At 60.9% G+C, this 17,006-nt stretch carries 12 protein-coding genes; 4 read left to right on the top strand and 8 right to left on the bottom strand.

The window, feature by feature from the left end; translation table 11 throughout:
- Positions 1 to 219: 219 nt before the first annotated feature.
- Positions 220 to 1,713: a YifB family Mg chelatase-like AAA ATPase gene (locus tag CKW30_RS15435; protein WP_095181251.1), complete on the top strand. Its 1,494-nt coding sequence runs from the start codon at positions 220 to 222 to the stop codon at positions 1,711 to 1,713.
- On the opposite strand, the gene CKW30_RS15430 is transcribed toward CKW30_RS15435, so the two are convergent.
- The 3 genes from CKW30_RS15430 to CKW30_RS15420 form a co-directional block, all read right to left on the bottom strand.
- Entirely contained in the window at positions 1,710 to 2,924 is a 1,215-nt protein-coding gene (locus CKW30_RS15430) for an aldose 1-epimerase family protein (protein WP_095181250.1), read from the bottom strand. The genes CKW30_RS15435 and CKW30_RS15430 overlap by 4 nt on opposite strands.
- A gap of 195 nt (positions 2,925 to 3,119) precedes the next feature.
- The gene (locus CKW30_RS15425; protein ID WP_095181249.1) at positions 3,120 to 5,096 is read right to left on the bottom strand and encodes a methyl-accepting chemotaxis protein; all 1,977 of its coding nucleotides are present in this window, start codon (positions 5,094 to 5,096) and stop codon (positions 3,120 to 3,122) included.
- 188 nt (positions 5,097 to 5,284) lie between these two features.
- Positions 5,285 to 6,205, bottom strand: a complete 921-nt coding sequence (locus CKW30_RS15420; protein ID WP_024014781.1) for a LysR substrate-binding domain-containing protein — start codon at positions 6,203 to 6,205, stop codon at positions 5,285 to 5,287.
- Between the two features lie 160 nt (positions 6,206 to 6,365).
- Between CKW30_RS15420 and CKW30_RS15415 the strand changes: the two genes are divergently transcribed.
- Positions 6,366 to 7,760 carry a NorM family multidrug efflux MATE transporter gene (locus CKW30_RS15415; protein WP_095181248.1) on the top strand — a complete coding sequence of 465 codons (1,395 nt, stop codon included), beginning with the start codon at positions 6,366 to 6,368 and terminating at the stop codon, positions 7,758 to 7,760.
- A 128-nt stretch (positions 7,761 to 7,888) separates the two neighbouring features.
- Here the strand turns inward: CKW30_RS15415 and CKW30_RS15410 are convergent, their stop codons facing one another.
- A complete protein-coding gene (locus CKW30_RS15410; RefSeq protein ID WP_095181247.1) occupies positions 7,889 to 9,562 on the bottom strand; it encodes a bifunctional diguanylate cyclase/phosphodiesterase in 1,674 nt (557 codons plus the stop codon).
- Between the two features lie 272 nt (positions 9,563 to 9,834).
- Here CKW30_RS15410 and rep point away from each other — a divergent pair, with 272 nt between their 5' ends.
- Together rep and CKW30_RS15400 are read left to right on the top strand one after the other, a co-directional pair.
- On the top strand, positions 9,835 to 11,844 hold the full coding sequence (rep, locus tag CKW30_RS15405) for a DNA helicase Rep (protein ID WP_016772574.1): 2,010 nt from the start codon (positions 9,835 to 9,837) through the stop codon (positions 11,842 to 11,844).
- A 57-nt stretch (positions 11,845 to 11,901) separates the two neighbouring features.
- Positions 11,902 to 12,474, top strand: coding sequence for a xanthine phosphoribosyltransferase (locus tag CKW30_RS15400; RefSeq protein ID WP_016772573.1), 573 nt, complete (start codon positions 11,902 to 11,904; stop codon positions 12,472 to 12,474).
- A 131-nt stretch (positions 12,475 to 12,605) separates the two neighbouring features.
- Here the strand turns inward: CKW30_RS15400 and CKW30_RS15395 are convergent, their stop codons facing one another.
- The 4 genes from CKW30_RS15395 to alr form a co-directional block, all read right to left on the bottom strand.
- A complete protein-coding gene (locus CKW30_RS15395; protein WP_095181246.1) occupies positions 12,606 to 14,528 on the bottom strand; it encodes an acetyl-CoA hydrolase/transferase C-terminal domain-containing protein in 1,923 nt (640 codons plus the stop codon).
- A 168-nt stretch (positions 14,529 to 14,696) separates the two neighbouring features.
- Positions 14,697 to 15,110 carry a cytochrome c5 family protein gene (locus tag CKW30_RS15390; protein ID WP_039757383.1) on the bottom strand — a complete coding sequence of 138 codons (414 nt, stop codon included), beginning with the start codon at positions 15,108 to 15,110 and terminating at the stop codon, positions 14,697 to 14,699.
- Between the two features lie 181 nt (positions 15,111 to 15,291).
- Positions 15,292 to 15,840 (bottom strand): cupin domain-containing protein, encoded by a 549-nt coding sequence (locus CKW30_RS15385; protein ID WP_016772566.1) that lies wholly within the window; start codon positions 15,838 to 15,840, stop codon positions 15,292 to 15,294.
- 88 nt (positions 15,841 to 15,928) lie between these two features.
- Entirely contained in the window at positions 15,929 to 17,002 is a 1,074-nt protein-coding gene (gene alr, locus CKW30_RS15380; RefSeq protein WP_095181432.1) for an alanine racemase, read from the bottom strand.
- Positions 17,003 to 17,006: the final 4 nt, after the last annotated feature.

Here is a 17,006-nt window from a genome sequence, read left to right as displayed (position 1 = left end):
TTTTGCTGGTGCCCAGTCCCGACGAATGCGCAGTTGCAGTCCTCGAATGGGAGGATCCTTCAATGCCGTGCGAGAGTCAACGCTCTAATTCAGGCAAGCAGTGACACCCATCGGGTCTGGATACGTCTTGTAAACCTCTATTTCAGCACCGAAACCCGGCTCAACTACCCTTCAAAAACCCGCATGAAGCGGCTCCCCGATTCAGCTCAAGGAACGACCATGTCCCTCTCCATTGTCCACAGTCGCGCCCAGATTGGCGTGGAAGCCCCCGCTGTTACCGTCGAAGTCCATCTGGCCAACGGTCTGCCGTCGCTGACCATGGTCGGCCTGCCTGAAGCGGCGGTGAAGGAGAGCAAGGATCGCGTACGCAGCGCGATCATCAATTCCGGGCTGCAATTTCCGGCGCGGCGGATCACCCTGAATCTGGCGCCGGCGGATCTGCCCAAGGATGGCGGGCGGTTTGATCTGGCGATTGCCTTGGGGATTTTGTCGGCGAGTGTGCAGGTGCCCTGTCTGACGCTGGATGAGGTGGAATGTCTGGGTGAGCTAGCACTGTCTGGAGCCGTGCGGCCCGTGCGTGGCGTGCTGCCGGCGGCACTGGCGGCGCGCAAGGCCGGACGGGCGTTGGTGGTGCCTCGGGCCAATGCGGAAGAGGCATGCCTGGCCTCGGGCCTCAAGGTGTTTGCCGTCGATCATTTGCTGGAAGCGGTGGCGCATTTCAATGGGCACACGCCGGTCGAGCCCTACGTTTCCGATGGTTTGATGCACGCTGCCAAGCCCTATCCCGACCTCAACGAAGTGCAGGGTCAAACAGCCGCAAAACGCGCATTGCTGATTGCCGCAGCGGGGGCGCACAACTTGTTGTTCAGCGGGCCTCCGGGAACCGGCAAGACGCTGCTGGCCAGTCGTCTGCCAGGATTACTGCCGCCGCTATCCGAATGCGAGGCGCTGGAAGTGGCAGCGATTCAATCGGTCGCCAGCGGGGTTCCCTTGACTCACTGGCCGCAGCGGCCGTTCAGGCAACCGCACCATTCGGCTTCAGGGCCGGCATTGGTCGGTGGCAGTTCGAAACCGCAACCCGGCGAGATCACCCTCGCCCACCACGGCGTGCTGTTTCTCGATGAGTTGCCGGAGTTTGATCGCAAGGTGTTGGAAGTTTTACGCGAGCCTTTGGAGTCGGGACATATCGTCATCGCGCGGGCCAAGGATCGCGTACGTTTCCCCGCGCGATTTCAATTGGTTGCCGCGATGAATCCGTGCCCCTGTGGATATCTTGGCGAACCCAGCGGCAAATGCTCGTGCACACCGGATATGGTCCAACGCTATCGCAACAAGCTGTCAGGGCCGCTGCTGGATCGTATCGATCTGCACCTGACCGTGGCGCGGGAGGCAACCGCGTTGAATCCGGCAGCCAAGCCCGGCGAAAACAGCGCCAGCGCTGCGGCTTTGGTGGCCGAGGCTCGCGAACGACAGCAGAAGCGTCAGGGCTGTGCCAATGCGTTTCTCGATCTGCCGGGATTGAAGCGGCACTGCAAGTTATCCACAGCCGATGAGACATGGCTGGAATCAGCCTGTGAACGGCTGACGCTTTCGCTGCGCTCGGCCCATCGCCTGCTCAAGGTCGCCCGCACTCTGGCAGACCTCGAGCAAGTCGATGCAATCAAGCGCGAACACTTGGCCGAGGCACTGCAATACCGGCCGGCGACACCTTAATGCTCGGTCAGATCAACCAGCGGCGTCTGGCGCACTTCGGTATCACGCCCGGCCTGAATCTCGGTCACGCGCTTCAAGGCGTTATCCACCGCAGCTTTATCCGCCAACAGGCTGTAGCTGATCTGGAACTGCTTGTGCTGTTTTGGGGCGATGGTCGGCACCAGATTCAACGGCCGCTGATAGCGACGGTTATAGGAAAAACTCGTCCCAGGCTCCAGCCCGGTGACGTAGCCCTGCCCCTGGGTGTCGGTGTTTTTCCACAGCGAGAACACCGGCAACTGCTCGGTGTTGAAGCCAACGGATACGCCGAGACTACCGGCCTTGTTGTGCAACACAGTCAAGGTGTCGCCCTTGGCGTCGGCGTAAGGCACGACGTTGTAGACGGTTTCGTCGTAATCCTTGGTTGGCCCGCGATAGGTCTGCCAGTCGGGCAGGTCACCCTTGGCCTTGTCGTTGAACGGCGATACCTGCTTCACCGGCGCAGCGAATTTTGCCCCTTGCTCAAGAAACGGCGTGCTGAAATTGCTGTGATACAGCGCCTGATATTCCTTCGCATAGTCGCCGTTGTTGGTCAGGGTGTCGTTAAGGGCGAAGCTTGCGCTGCCCGGTTCGGTGACCAGTTCGGTCGCTACCGAGAAATCGACTTTCTTGAATGCCTGCTCTTTCAGCTCGCCACGCAGCGTGATGGCATACGGCGGCTTCTCGTCGATGTGCAAAGTGACGGTGCTGGCCGGGATGTTGGCGGCGCGACCGTGCAGGGTCAGCAGTTCGCCGTTGTCCATGCCGGGATGGCCAACCCACTCGTAACCGCAACGGGTGACCAGCTCATTGAAGCCTTCCAGCCAGCCCAGACCACCGCGACCGTTGAGTTCGATGAACGCTGGGTTGACCACGTCCTTGACCGGCGAATCCCAGCCCATGCGCACGTCGCCCACCGAAGCCTGCAACACGTTCATGCCACGGGTTGGCACCACCGAGAGTTTCATCGTGCCGTTATCGATGTCGACGATGCTGACGCCCTCCTGACGACCGCCATGCAGAGTACGCAAGGTCACGGAAAACGGTTTGGCGGTTTTTACACCGAGTTGCTCACTGGTGATCGTCCGGTTTTTTGCCGGAGTGTTGGCGTCGAGCAGGACATAGTCCCAAGCCATGGCATGAGAAGCGGCAGAGAATGCGCCGAGGGCGACGAGGAGTTTGAGCGGGGTCATGGCAGCAGCCTTTATTGGAGTTGTGCCATTTTTATAGCGCTGCGGAAACGTTTCAGCAAGTGTAAAGAAGCGGTGGGAGAAAAGCATTCGCGAGCAGGCTCGCTCCCACAGGGACATCGGGCCTTCACAATATTTGTGAATTACGCCGACTACTGTGGGAGCGAGCCTGCTCGCGATAGCTGTTTCAAAGATGCATCAACGGAAGCGGTCAACCTCGGAACGCAGATCCGCCGCCAGCTTCTCCAGCTCTTTCGCGGTGACAGCCAGGTTCGACACCACCTCACGCTGCTCGCTGTTGGCCAAGGCGATGCTCTGCAAATTGCTGCTCAGCAACGTCGCAGTGCTGCTTTGTTCCTGAGTGGCGGTGGTGATCGCAGCAAACTGCTGGCCTGCCGAACGGCTCTGCTCGTCAATCCGCGCCAGCGCCGAGGCGACATTGGCGTTGCGCGACAGGCCTTCCTGCATCAGCACGTTGCCCTGTTCCATAGTGCTGATCGCGTTGCCGGTTTCCTGTTGGATGCTGTGGATCATGCTGGAGATTTCATCGGTCGCCTGACGGGTACGCGAGGCGAGGCTGCGCACTTCGTCCGCGACCACGGCAAAACCGCGACCTTGTTCACCGGCACGCGCGGCTTCGATGGCAGCGTTGAGTGCCAGCAGGTTGGTCTGCTCGGCGATCGAGGTGATCACACCGACAATTCCGCCGATTTCCTGAGAGCGCTGCCCCAGCGTGTTGATCACGCTGGCGGTGCTGTTCAGCGCACCGGCGATCTGCTCCAGCGACGACGACGCTTCTTCCATCGAGCTGCGGCCGATCTGCGTTTGCTGAGCGTTTTCCTGCGCCAGGCGCTGGGTCGCGCCCATGTTGTCGGCGATGTTCAACGACGTCGCGCTGAACTCTTCCACGGCGCCGGCCATGCTGGTGATTTCGCCCGACTGCTGCTCCATGCCTTCGTAAGCACCACCGGACAAACCGGACAGCGCCTGCGCACGGCTGTTGACCTCTTCCGAGGCGCGGCGGATGTGCTCGACCATGGTCGACAGCGCCTGGCTCATCTGGTTGAACGCGCGGGACAGCTGTCCGATTTCATCGTGGCTCGATACGTTCAGACGCACGCTCAGATCACCAGCACCCAAGGCCTCAGCCTGACGCACCAGATCGCCCAACGGCGCGAGTTTGCTGCGCAGCAGCCAGACCACGGAACCGACCGCAAGCAACATCGCCAGCAGGCTGCCGATCGCCAGTTGCGTACCGACGCTCCAGGTCACCGCGCGGATCTCGGCTTTCGGCATGCTCGCCACCACCGACCACGGACCACCTTCAAACGGCACGGCGATGCTGTAGAAGTCCTCGCCCTTGTCGCTCCAGAACTCACCCTTGCCCGGGGTTTTCACCAGGTTGTTGATGGTCGGGGCGGCTTGATCCAGGTTTTCGACGCCGGCAATCGGCACCAGCCATTTGTTCTGCTCGTCGAGCAGGGCCAGCGAGCCGGTCTTGCCAATGCGGAAGCGCTTGAGATTGGCGAACTGCGCGTTCTGCGCGTCGGTGTAATCGAAACCTACGTACAACACGGCGATGATCTTGCCGCCCGCATCGCGCACCGGTGTGTACTGCGACATGTAGTAGCGCTCGAACAGCAGCGAGCGACCGACATAACTCTGCCCCGCCATCAACTTCGCGTAGGCCGGGTTGGCATGATCGAGCACGGTGCCGATGGCACGGGTGCCGTCCTGCTTGCTGACGTTGGTGCTGACGCGAATGAAGTCTTCGCCGCTGCGCACGAATACCGTGGCCACACCGGCGGTCATCTGCTTGAACTCGTCAACTTCCTTTAAGTTGTTGTTCAGCACTTCGTTGCCCAGATGCAGACCCGGGGTCTGCACGCCGGCCACGGTCACTGGCTGATCAGGGTGCACACTCAGGCCACTGCCGAAGCGTTTTTCGAACAGACCGCTCAGGCGCAGGGTGCTTTCGCGCAGCGTACCGTGGAAGGTACTCAGTTGATCGGCCAGCAGCCGGGCCTCACTGGCCAGATGCTCTTCACGGGTGGCGAGGTTGGCGGAATCCAGCGAACGCAAGGCGAACACCGTACTGCCGCTGATGACTATCGCCAGTATCACAGCAAGGGCAAGACCCAGCTGCGAGGCGATCCGAGCACGAGGTTGAGACATGAACAGCTCCTGGCCGAGCCACCGAATCCTCCTTGATCGCGGTAATTGCCCGGAAAATATTCTAATAGTGGGGTGTAACGCGGAACCGGCACGACGGTTCCACATGCTCGTAGTCGGCGGTAAAACCGAATACTTGAGCGGATTGCGTGGGTATGGCGCAGTAGTGGCATTGTGCCGGCTCGAACGTTTCAGCTCAAGCGCTCTACCGCCGGCAATTGCATGGCGCGGACTTCGCCTTGGAGAAAATCGCTGAGGCGGCGCAAACGTTCACCTCCCGGGCGCGGTTTCGGCCACACCAGGTAATAATTCAGGCCACTGGCGACGGCCGTAGGCCACGGCAGGCTCAAGCGCCCCTGCGCAACATCTTCGGCAACCATCAACAGATCCCCCATCGAAACGCCGTAGCCGCGCGCCGCCGCGATCATGCCCAGCTCCAGCGTATCGAACACTTGTCCGCCCTTGAGCGAGACCTGATCGGACAGGCCCATGCGCTCCAGCCAACTGCGCCAGTCACGGCGATCCGGGGTCGGGTGCAGCAGTTCGGCGGTCGCCAGACGCGCTACATCCCAAGGTTGATCATTGAGCAGGTTCGGCGCGCCGACCGGGATCAATTCCTCGGGAAACAGCAGGCTCGCTTCCCAGTCCGGCGGGAAATGCCCGTCACTGAGCAACACCGCGCAATCGAACGGTTCGTTGTTGAAGTCCACCGAATCAATGTCCATCCACGCGCTGGTCAGTTGCACCTCATTGCCCGGCTGCAAATGGCGGAAGCGACTCAACCGCGCCAGCAGCCAACGCATGGTCAGGGTCGATGGCGCTTTCATGCGCAGGATGTCGTCCTCGGCACGCAAGGTATTGCAGGCGCGCTCAAGGGCGGCGAAGCCTTCGCGGATTCCGGGTAGCAGCAGCCGTGCCGATTCGGTCAGTTGCAGGTTGCGCCCGCTGCGATGAAACAGCCGGCAGGCGAAGTGTTCTTCAAGGGTGCGCATGTGCCGACTGACCGCGCTCTGGGTGATCGACAATTCTTCCGCCGCGCGGGTGAACGAGCTGTGTCGCGCTGCCGCTTCGAATGCGCGCAGGGCATACAACGGCGGAAGGCGTCGGGACATACAAAAAGCTCCAGTAGCGGGGATATAGCCAATCCGGCGGGTACGTTTCAGGATGAGTATTAATCATGCCACCCATCCTTTTTATCCCTTTGTGCAAAGCCTGCCAAGCGCCGAGAATCGACGCTCTTCTGCTTCCTCTGATATTTGGGTGGTGATGACCATGCAGCATCCTGTGCGTACCGAACTCTGGGCCATTCTGCGGCTGGCGGGGCCGCTGATTGCTTCGCAGTTGGCGCACATGCTGATGGTGCTCACCGACACCCTGATGATGGCGCGCCTCAGTCCCGAAGCGCTGGCCGGTGGCGGCCTCGGTGCGGCGAGCTACTCGTTCGTGTCGATTTTCTGCATCGGCGTGATTGCAGCGGTCGGCACACTGGTGGCGATCCGTCAGGGTGCCGGCGACATCATCGGCGCGGCGCGGCTGACGCAGGCCGGGTTGTGGCTGGCGTGGCTGATGGCCCTCGGCGCCGGGCTGCTGATGTGGAACCTCAAACCTGTGTTGCTGCTGTTTGGCCAGACCGAAACCAACGTCAACGCCGCCGGGCAATTCCTCATCGCCCTGCCTTTCGCCCTGCCCGGTTATCTGAGCTTCATGGCTCTGCGCGGCTTTACCAGTGCAATCGGCCGGGCGACGCCAGTGATGGTCATCAGCCTCGCCGGCACGGTGGCCAACTTCCTGCTCAACTACGCGCTGATCACCGGCATGTTCGGCCTGCCGCAGTTGGGTCTGACCGGCATCGGTCTGGTCACGGCGATTGTCGCCAACTGCATGGCACTGGCGCTGGCATGGCATATCCGTCGGCATCCGGCTTATGACGCTTATCCGTTGCGCGCCGGTCTGTCGCGGCCGAACCGGCAATACCTGAAAGAACTCTGGCGCCTGGGCCTGCCGATTGGCGGCACCTATGCGGTGGAAGTCGGGCTGTTTGCCTTTGCCGCGTTGTGCATGGGCACCATGGGCAGTACGCAAATGGGTGCGCATCAGATCGCCCTGCAGATCGTGTCGGTGGCCTTCATGGTCCCGGCCGGGATGTCCTATGCCATCACCATGCGCGTCGGCCAACACTACGGCGCCGGGCAACTGGTCGATGCACGGATGTCCGGGCGTGTCGGTATCGCTTTCGGCGCCGTGGTGATGCTCGGCTTCGCCCTGGTGTTCTGGCTGTGGCCGAACCAGTTGGTCGGCCTGTTCCTGGACCATAATGACCCGGCGTTTGCCGAGGTGATCCGTCTGGCGGTGAGCCTGCTGGCCGTAGCGGCGTGGTTCGAGCTGTTCGACGGCACGCAGACGATTGCCATGGGCTGTATTCGCGGGCTCAAGGATGCCAAAACCACATTTCTGGTCGGACTGGCTTGCTATTGGCTGATTGGCGCACCGGCGGCGTGGTGGATGGCGTTCCATTTGAACTGGGGGCCGACGGGCGTCTGGTGGGGATTGGCGCTGGGCCTGGCGTGTGCGGCGGTGAGTTTGACGCTGGCATTCGAATGGAAGATGCAGCGGATGATTCGGCGCGAGCCGCAAGCTCAAGGTTTCAACATCCCCCAGGCCGAATGAGGGTTTCCTTTGTGGGAGCGAGCCTGCTCGCGAAGACCGAGTGTCAGGCCCAGATCATCCAGCTGACATAACGCCTTCGCGAGCAGGCTCGCTCCCACGGGGATTTGCGCCGGCCGCAACAATTGTGATCAACCGACGATTTCCAGGGCCGGCTGCTGGTTCGATCCAGACGTCAGATATTCCACCAGCTCATCCAACGGCAACGGCCGGCTGATCAGATAACCCTGCACCTGATCGCAGCCGAACCCGCGCAACAACTCCAGTTGCTCCGGCGTCTCGACGCCCTCGGCGACCACTTCCAGATGCAGGTTGTGCGCGAGGTTGATCATCGCGTGCACCAGTTTGCGGTTCTCTTCGCGCTGTTCCATGCCGCCGACAAAACTCTTGTCGATCTTCAGCAAGGTGATGGGCAGGCTGTTGAGGTGCACGAACGACGAAAACCCGATGCCGAAATCGTCCAGGGAGAAGCGCACACCGAGGCGGCCGAGCGCATCCATGGTCTGTTTGACCAGATCGCTGCGCCGCATTACCGCGGTTTCGGTCAGTTCGAATTCCAGCCACTGCGCCTCGACGCCGCGCTCGGCAATCAGACGGCTGAGCGTCGGCAGCAACTGGCTGTCCTGAAACTGGCGGAACGACAGGTTGATCGCCATGTGCAGTGCCGGCAGACCCTGCTCGCGCAAGGCCTGCATGTCGCGCAAGGCGCGGGAAATCACCCAGTAACCCAATGGCACGATCAGACCGCTCTGCTCGGCCAGCGGCACAAATTCACTCGGTGGCAGCAGACCGCGCTCACCGTGACGCCAGCGCACCAGCGCTTCGAGGCCGACAATCTGGCCGTCCTCAAGATTCAGGCGTGGCTGGTAATGCAGTTCCAGCTCATCGCGGCGCAACGCCCGGCGCAGTTCACTTTCGAGGTCGGCCATGCTTCGTGCGTTGCGGTTGATGCGTTCGTTGAAGATATGAAAGGTGCAGCCCTGCGTGCTCTTGGCCTGCTGCATGGCGATATGGGCGTGCCACATCAGTGGATCGGCACCGCCATTGGCGCGGGCATGGGCGATGCCAAGGCTGGAGCCGATCAGCAGGCTCTCGCCGTCGACCCAATAAGGTTCGGCCAACGCCTCAGTGATGCGTTCGGCCATCCACTCGGCGCGTTGCGGCGCGCGGCGGGTATCGATCAGCAGAGCGAATTCATCGCTGCCCAGCCGTGCCAGTTGATCGCCGGCCTCCAGCTGACTTTTCAGCCGCGCGACGACTTGCAGGATCAAGCGATCGCCGGCCTGATGCCCGAGGGCGTCGTTGGCATGGCGAAAATTGTCGAGATCAAGATGGCCGAGGGCGAGACCGCGCCCGTCGCCCTCGGCAAGACGCGCAGTAAGCAGGGTCTGAAAGCCCTGGCGATTGGCGATGCCAGTCAGCGGGTCCTGTTCGGCGAGGCGCTGAAGAGTGTTTTCCAGCACGCCGCGTTCGCGCACATGGCGCAGGCAACGCTGGAGCATGCCGGCGTCGAGGGCGTCGAATACCAGCCAGTCGCTGACACCGACCGGCGCGGTGGCCGGTTCGTGCTCCAGCAGCAGAACGGTCGGCAGGCTGCAACGCCCGGGCGCCGGTTGCAACGCTGGCAGGGTCAGCAGTACCGCGTGGCGGTTGTCTTCGAACAGGCGGCTGACCGAATCCCAGTTCGGCGCGCTGATCAGCACCGCCGCGCTCCCCATCGGAGCCAGACACTCACGCAACAACGCTGTCCACGCTGGCTCTTCGGCCAGTAGCAGCAAACGCAAGGGTTCGACAGGCGTAGACAAGCTGACTCCCTAGACTCTGCAATGATGTAGGCGGGGCATTATGCCGGTGTGCTGAACAATGACCAATGCGTTGTCTGATGACAACGGCATCGAAACGTTATTTTGTGTCACGAATGAGAACATTAGCCGCAAAATCCCCGCGTATCCTGCGTGAAAGTAACAAAACCGGCAAATTTGAATCGCGTGTTGCGTCACAAGTCGGACAGAGCAGCACAAATCGCTGAGCCTGTTAAAATGCCGGCCCATTTCGTCAACGACTCCCGAATTTTCGTATGTCCCGACTCAATCCCCGGCAGCAAGAAGCCGTGAACTACGTCGGCGGCCCTCTATTGGTGCTCGCCGGTGCTGGCTCCGGCAAGACCAGCGTGATCACGCGCAAGATCGCGCACCTGATTCAGAACTGCGGCATCCGCGCCCAGTACATCGTCGCCATGACCTTTACCAACAAGGCCGCGCGCGAAATGAAAGAGCGGGTCGGCACCCTGTTGCGTGCCGGCGAAGGACGCGGCCTGACCGTCTGCACCTTCCACAACCTGGGCTTGAACATTATCCGCAAGGAGCATGCGCGGCTGGGCTACAAACCCGGTTTCTCGATCTTCGACGAGACCGACGTCAAAGCCCTGATGACCGACATCATGCAGAAGGAATACGCGGGCGACGACGGCGTCGACGAGATCAAGAACATGATCGGCGCCTGGAAAAACGACCTGATCCTGCCCGCCCAGGCCCTGGAAAACGCGCGCAATCCCAAGGAACAGACCGCCGCGATCGTCTACACCCACTACCAGCGCACGCTCAAGGCGTTCAACGCGGTGGACTTCGATGACCTGATCCTGCTGCCGGTAAAGCTCTTCGAAGAACACGCCGACATTCTCGAAAAGTGGCAGAACAAGGTGCGGTACCTGCTCGTCGACGAATACCAGGACACCAACGCCAGCCAGTATCTGTTGGTGAAGATGCTCATCGGCAAGCGCAACCAGTTCACCGTGGTCGGCGACGACGACCAGTCGATCTATGCCTGGCGTGGCGCGCGCCCGGAAAACCTGATGCTGCTCAAGGACGACTATCCGTCCTTGAAAGTGGTGATGCTGGAGCAGAACTACCGCTCCACCAGCCGCATCCTGCGCTGCGCCAACGTGCTGATCTCGAACAACCCGCACGAATTCGAAAAACAGCTGTGGAGCGAGATGGGCCACGGCGACGAGATCCGCGTGATCCGCTGCCGCAACGAGGACGCCGAAGCCGAGCGCGTGGCCATGGAAATCCTCAGCCTGCACTTGCGCACCGACCGCCCGTACAGCGATTTCGCCATTCTCTATCGCGGTAACTACCAGGCCAAGCTGATCGAATTGAAGCTGCAGCACCACCAAGTGCCGTATCGCCTGAGCGGCGGCAACAGCTTCTTCGGTCGTCAGGAAGTGAAGGACCTGATGGCCTACTTCCGCCTGATCGTCAATCCGGATGACGACAACGCCTTCCTGCGCGTGATCAACGTGCCACGCCGCGAGATCGGCTCGACCACCCTGGAAAAGCTCGGTAACTACGCTACCGAACGCAAGATCTCGATGTACGCCGCCACCGACGAAATTGGCCTGGGCGAACATCTCGACAGCCGCTTCACCGATCGCCTGGCGCGCTTCAAGCGCTTCATGGACAAGGTCCGCGAGCAGTGCGCCGGCGAAGATCCGATTTCGGCGCTGCGCAGCATGGTCATGGACATCGACTACGAGAACTGGCTGCGCACCAACAGCTCCAGCGACAAGGCGGCGGACTACCGCATGGGCAACGTCTGGTTCCTGATCGAGGCGTTGAAAAACACCCTCGAGAAAGACGAAGACGGCGAAATGACCGTCGAAGACGCCATCGGCAAACTGGTGCTGCGTGACATGCTCGAGCGCCAGCAGGAAGAAGAGGACGGTGCCGAAGGTGTGCAGATGATGACGCTGCATGCGTCCAAAGGGCTGGAATTTCCCTACGTGTTCATCATGGGCATGGAAGAGGAAATCCTCCCGCACCGTTCCAGCATCGAAGCCGACACCATCGAAGAAGAACGCCGCCTGGCCTATGTGGGCATCACCCGCGCCCGCCAGACCCTGGCCTTCACCTTCGCTGCCAAGCGCAAGCAGTACGGTGAAATCATCGACTGCGCGCCGAGTCGCTTTCTGGATGAGCTGCCGCCGGACGATCTGGCCTGGGAAGGCAACGACGACACCCCGACTGAAGTCAAAGCCGTGCGTGGTAATAGCGCATTGGCCGATATACGCGCGATGTTAAAGCGCTAGAATCGACTACTTTTTAATCTACCTTCGGCGCCCATCGCGCCACCAGAGGAAGCTGTTGTGGAAGCACTGCACAAAAAAATCCGCGAAGAAGGCATCGTGCTTTCCGATCAGGTCCTGAAAGTCGACGCTTTCCTGAACCACCAGATCGACCCGGCCCTGATGAAGCTGATCGGTGACGAATTCGCCGCGCTCTTCAAGGACTCCGGGATCACCAAGATCGTCACCATCGAAGCCTCGGGCATCGCCCCGGCGATCATGACCGGTCTGAACCTCGGCGTGCCGGTGATCTTCGCCCGCAAGCAACAGTCGCTGACCCTGACTGAAAACCTGCTCTCGGCGACCGTCTACTCGTTCACCAAGAAGACCGAAAGCACCGTGGCCATTTCCCCGCGCCACCTGACCAGCAGCGACCGCGTGCTGATCATCGACGACTTCCTGGCCAACGGTAAGGCCTCGCAAGCGCTGATCTCGATCATCAAACAGGCCGGCGCCACCGTCGCCGGTCTGGGCATCGTCATCGAAAAGTCGTTCCAGGGCGGCCGCGCCGAACTGGACTCGCAGGGCTACCGCGTCGAGTCGCTGGCTCGCGTGCAATCGCTGAAGGATGGCGTCGTTACCTTCATCGAGTAACCAGCGGCACCGAGTTTCCCCTGTGGGAGCGAGCCTGCTCGCGAATGCATTGTGTCAGTCACCCTGTTGAGTGAATGACACACCGCTTTCGCGAGCAGGCTCGCTCCCACAGTGGGTTCTGGTGTGGGCAGTTATTGCGCGGTAGCTTTGAGGCCTGTGAGCAGCAGGCGTTGGAAAAGGTCCTCCTTCAGGCCCTCCGGATTGGTCAGCTGCATCCGCTCAAGGTGTTCCGGGAACGTTGAGGCCTCCGGCGCATCCAGCGCTGCCTTGCCCAATTCCAGAATCTCAGTCAGCTTGAACTTGCTCTTCAGCCAGTTCAGCGCCCGCAGCAGATCCCGTTCGATCACAGTGAAATCACAGCCCAGCGGATACTCCGGAAACAGGTTCGGATGTCGCGCGGCAATCGCCTGCAAGCGTTGCGGTGTGTTATCGGCAAACCGTGGATCGATACGGAAATCCTTTGGCAGCTTGCCGACTTTCTGCGCCTGTTCGATCAGTCCCGGCTGGAAGCGAGAATCGCTGATGTTGAGCAGCGCTTCGATCACCGCTGCGTCGGATTTTCCGCGCAGGTCGGCGATGCCGTACTCGGTGACGACGATGTCGCGCAGGTGCCGCGGGATCGTGCAGTGGCCGTAGTCCCAGACGATATTGGAACTGACCTCGCCGCCCGATTCGCGCCAGCTGCGCAGGATCAACATCGATCGCGCGCCCTCCAGCGCATGGCCCTGAGCAACAAAGTTGTACTGGCCGCCAACCCCGCTGAGCACGCGTCCGTCTGCCAATTGATCAGCCACGCCGGCGCCGAGCAGAGTCATGGTGAACACGGTGTTGATGAAGCGCGCATCGATGCGCTGCAAGCGCTTGAGCTCTTCCTGGCCGTACAGCTCGTTGATGTAGCTGATACGGGTCATGTTGAATTCCAGCAGCTTGCTTTGCGGCAACTCGCGCAGCCGTTCATAAAAGCTGCGCGGCCCGAGGAAGAAGCCGCCGTGGACGCAGATACCGTCAGGCTGTGCCGCTTCATCTAGGCTGCCGGCGTTGGCCTGCTCTTGGGTCGGCACATCCGGATAGACCTTGCGCCGGATGATCCCGGCATCCGCCAAAACCAGCAGCCCGTTGACGAACATCTCGCTGCAACCGTAGAGGCCTTTGGCAAATGGCGCGGTGCCGCCCTCGCGCTGAATCAATTGCGCCCATTGGCTGAGGTTGATGTCATCGAGCACCGCCTGATAGCCGGCGTTATCGGCCTGCCGCGCGAGTAGCGCAGCAGTCAACGCATCCCCCATCGAGCCGATACCAATTTGCAATGTACCGCCATCGCGCACCAGCGCACTGGCGTGCAAGCCAATGAAATGATCCTGAAAGCCCACCGGCATATTCGGCGTGGAAAACAGCGTGCTGCTGTCCTTTTCGTCGATCAGCAGATCAAACGTGTCGATATCGACTTCCGCATCGCCGGGCATGTACGGCAGATCCGTATGGACCTGGCCGACCAGCACAATGGTCTCCCCCGCTTCGCGGCGCTTGGCGATCATCGGCAGCAGGTCGAGGGTGATGTCCGGGTTGCAGCTCAGGCTCAGACGATCGGGATGCTCACTGTTGCTGGCCAGCAGTTGCGCCACAAGGTTCAGGCCCGCCGCATTGATGTCGCGGGCAGCATGGCTGTAATTGCTGCTGACGTAATCCTGCTGCGCCGGCGCGCTGTTGAGCAGACTGCCCGGCTGCATGAAGAACTGTTGGATTCGGATGTTGGCGGGCAGGCTGTCATGCTGGAGATCGGCGAGAAAATCAAACTCCGGATAATCACCAAACACGCGTTCGACGAAAGGCTCGATAAAGCGCTTCTGCAACCCATCGCCCAGATTCGGCCGACCGAGGCACAGCGCGGTATAGATCGTCAGCTGCCGCTCGGGCAGGTCCTTGATGCGCCGGTATAGCGCGTTAACGAAGTGATTCGGCTTGCCCAACCCCAGCGGCAGGCCCATGTGGATGTGCGCAGGCAAACGCGCCAGCACGTCGTCCACCGCCTGTTCGATCGAACACAACTGCACCATCTGAAGCCTCCCGCCCGTTCTATTGATAGGGGTAGACCGAGATTGCCTTGAGTTTGCTGCAAAGGACAGTGTTTGGTTTGGAGGGATCAGGGCCTGAATGAATCGGAAACCAGAAACCACAGACACAAAAAAACCGTCCGAAGACGGTTTTTTCAAAGCCGGCGCTGATTACAGACCGGACATCTCTTTGATCGCGCCCTTGAGCTCTTCATCGGAGCAATCGGCGCAGGTGCCTTTTGGCGGCATGGCGTTGATGCCGGTGATGGCCTTGGCGAGGATGCCGTCCAGACCACCCTGATGATCGGCCCGCTCCTTCCAGGCTGCCTTGTCGCCGATCTTCGGCGCGCCGAGCAGGCCCGTGCCGTGACAAGCGTTGCAGTGCTTGGCGATCACGTCTTTAGGGGCCTTTGCTCCCCCGCCACCGCCAGCGGTAGCAGCCACTTCCATACCCTTGCATTCCTGCCCTTGAACACACACCTGGCCGACGGGCTCGAGGCGCTTGGCGATGTCGTCATTTGTCGCAGCTTGAGCGCTGACAGCCCAGAGGGCCAGTACGGTTGCTGGTGCGGCCAGCATTTTCATAATTAGGTTCACGCGTTCACCCTCAATGGTGGCTATTCACGCCTGCGGCCACGGTTCGCAGGCGGGCGCAAGTATAGCGGGTAGGCCGCCGTACTGAAACAACCCCATGGTTAGAGGGGTCTTGTTGCCCATCGGTAAAATGGTTCTGGGGCCTTTGCCGTATTGGCTTGGCGCCTTCTGCTTAGAAATTCGCCGGCGTGGCTGCGCTGATTAGTCGCGCCGGCACGTCGAACGGGTTACGGAAACGATGCGGCTTGGTACTTTCAAAATAGTAGCTGTCGCCAGCTTCGAGGATAAAAGTTTCCAGACCCACCACCAGCTCCAGGCGACCTTCAACCAGAATCCCGGTTTCCTCGCCCTCGTGGGTGAGCATTTCTTCGCCGGTGTCGGCGCCCGGCGGGTAGATTTCGTTGAGGAAGGCGATGGCGCGGCTCGGGTGGGCGCGGCCGACCAGTTTCATGGTCACGGCGCCGTCGGAGATGTCGATCAGCTCATTGGCCTTGTAGACGATCTGGGTCGGCTGGTCCTGCAGGATCTCTTCGGAAAAGAACTCGACCATCGACATGGGAATGCCGCCGAGCACCTTTCTCAGCGAACTGATCGATGGGCTGACGCTGTTCTTTTCGATCATCGAAATGGTGCTGTTGGTGACGCCCGCGCGTTTGGCGAGTTCACGCTGGGAAAGCCCTTTGAGCTTGCGGATCGATTGCAGTCGTTCACCGACGTCCAAGGCGGGAGCCTCCTGATGTTGTAAGAATATTGAGCGTTATCATGGCGACAGCGTTCAGTATTTACAACACTTGGCCCCCGCAGCGGCGTCAACCCTCGGAATAGAGCCTTGGCACACGTTTCAGGTTGCAGAAGATCTGATACGGGATGGTATCGGCCCACTTCGCCACATCGCTGGCGAGGATGTTTTTGCCCCACAGTTCGACGTTGGAACCGAGGCCCGCTTCCGGTATGTCGGTCAGGTCGATGCAGAGCATGTCCATCGACACACGCCCCAGCAGGCGGCTGAGTTTGCCGGCCACCAGCACCGGCGTGCCGGTCGGCGCCTGACGCGGGTAACCGTCGGCGTAACCCATGGCGACCACGCCGATGCGCATCGGCTTGTCGGTGATGAATCTGGCGCCATAACCGATCGGTTCGCCGGCCGGCAATTCACGCACGCTGATGACTTTTGATTCGAGGGTCATCACCGGTTGCAGGCGTTCGGCCACGGCGTTGACTTCTTCGAAGGGGGTCGCGCCGTAGAGCATGATGCCCGGGCGTACCCAGTCGCTTTGGATTTCTGGCCAACCGAGCACGGCTGGCGAGTTGCGCAGGCTGACTTCCGCCGCCAGACCCTGACGCGCCGCTTCGAACACCGCGACCTGCTCGGCGCTGCTTTGCGCATGCAGTTCATCGGCGCGGGCGAAGTGGCTCATCAGCACGATTTTCGCCACCTTGCCGCTGGCCAGCAGACGCTGATAGGCCGCTGGATAATCTTTCGGATGCAGGCCGACGCGATGCATGCCGGAATCGAGCTTGAGCCACACCGTGATCGGTTTGCTCAGGACTGCCTGTTTGATCGCTTCGAGCTGCCACAGCGAATGCACCACGCACCAGAAATCATGCTCGACGATCAACGCCAGCTCATCGGCTTCGAAGAAGCCTTCCAGCAGCAGTACCGGCGCGCGAATTCCGGCAGCGCGCAGCTCCAATGCTTCTTCGATGCAGGCCACGGCAAAACCGTCAGCCTCGGCTTCCAGCGCCTGAGCGCAACGCACCGCGCCATGGCCGTAGGCGTCCGCCTTGATCACGGCGAGCGCCTTGGCGCCGGTGACTTCGCGGGCAATTCGGTAGTTGTGGCGCAGGGCTTGGAGGTCGATCAGGGCACGGGCAGGACGCATGGCG

The organism is Pseudomonas sp. Irchel 3F6, from assembly GCF_900187595.1.
GTDB classification, from domain to species: Bacteria; Pseudomonadota; Gammaproteobacteria; order Pseudomonadales; family Pseudomonadaceae; genus Aquipseudomonas; species Aquipseudomonas siliginis.
This window is presented reverse-complemented; position numbering and strand designations above follow the sequence as displayed.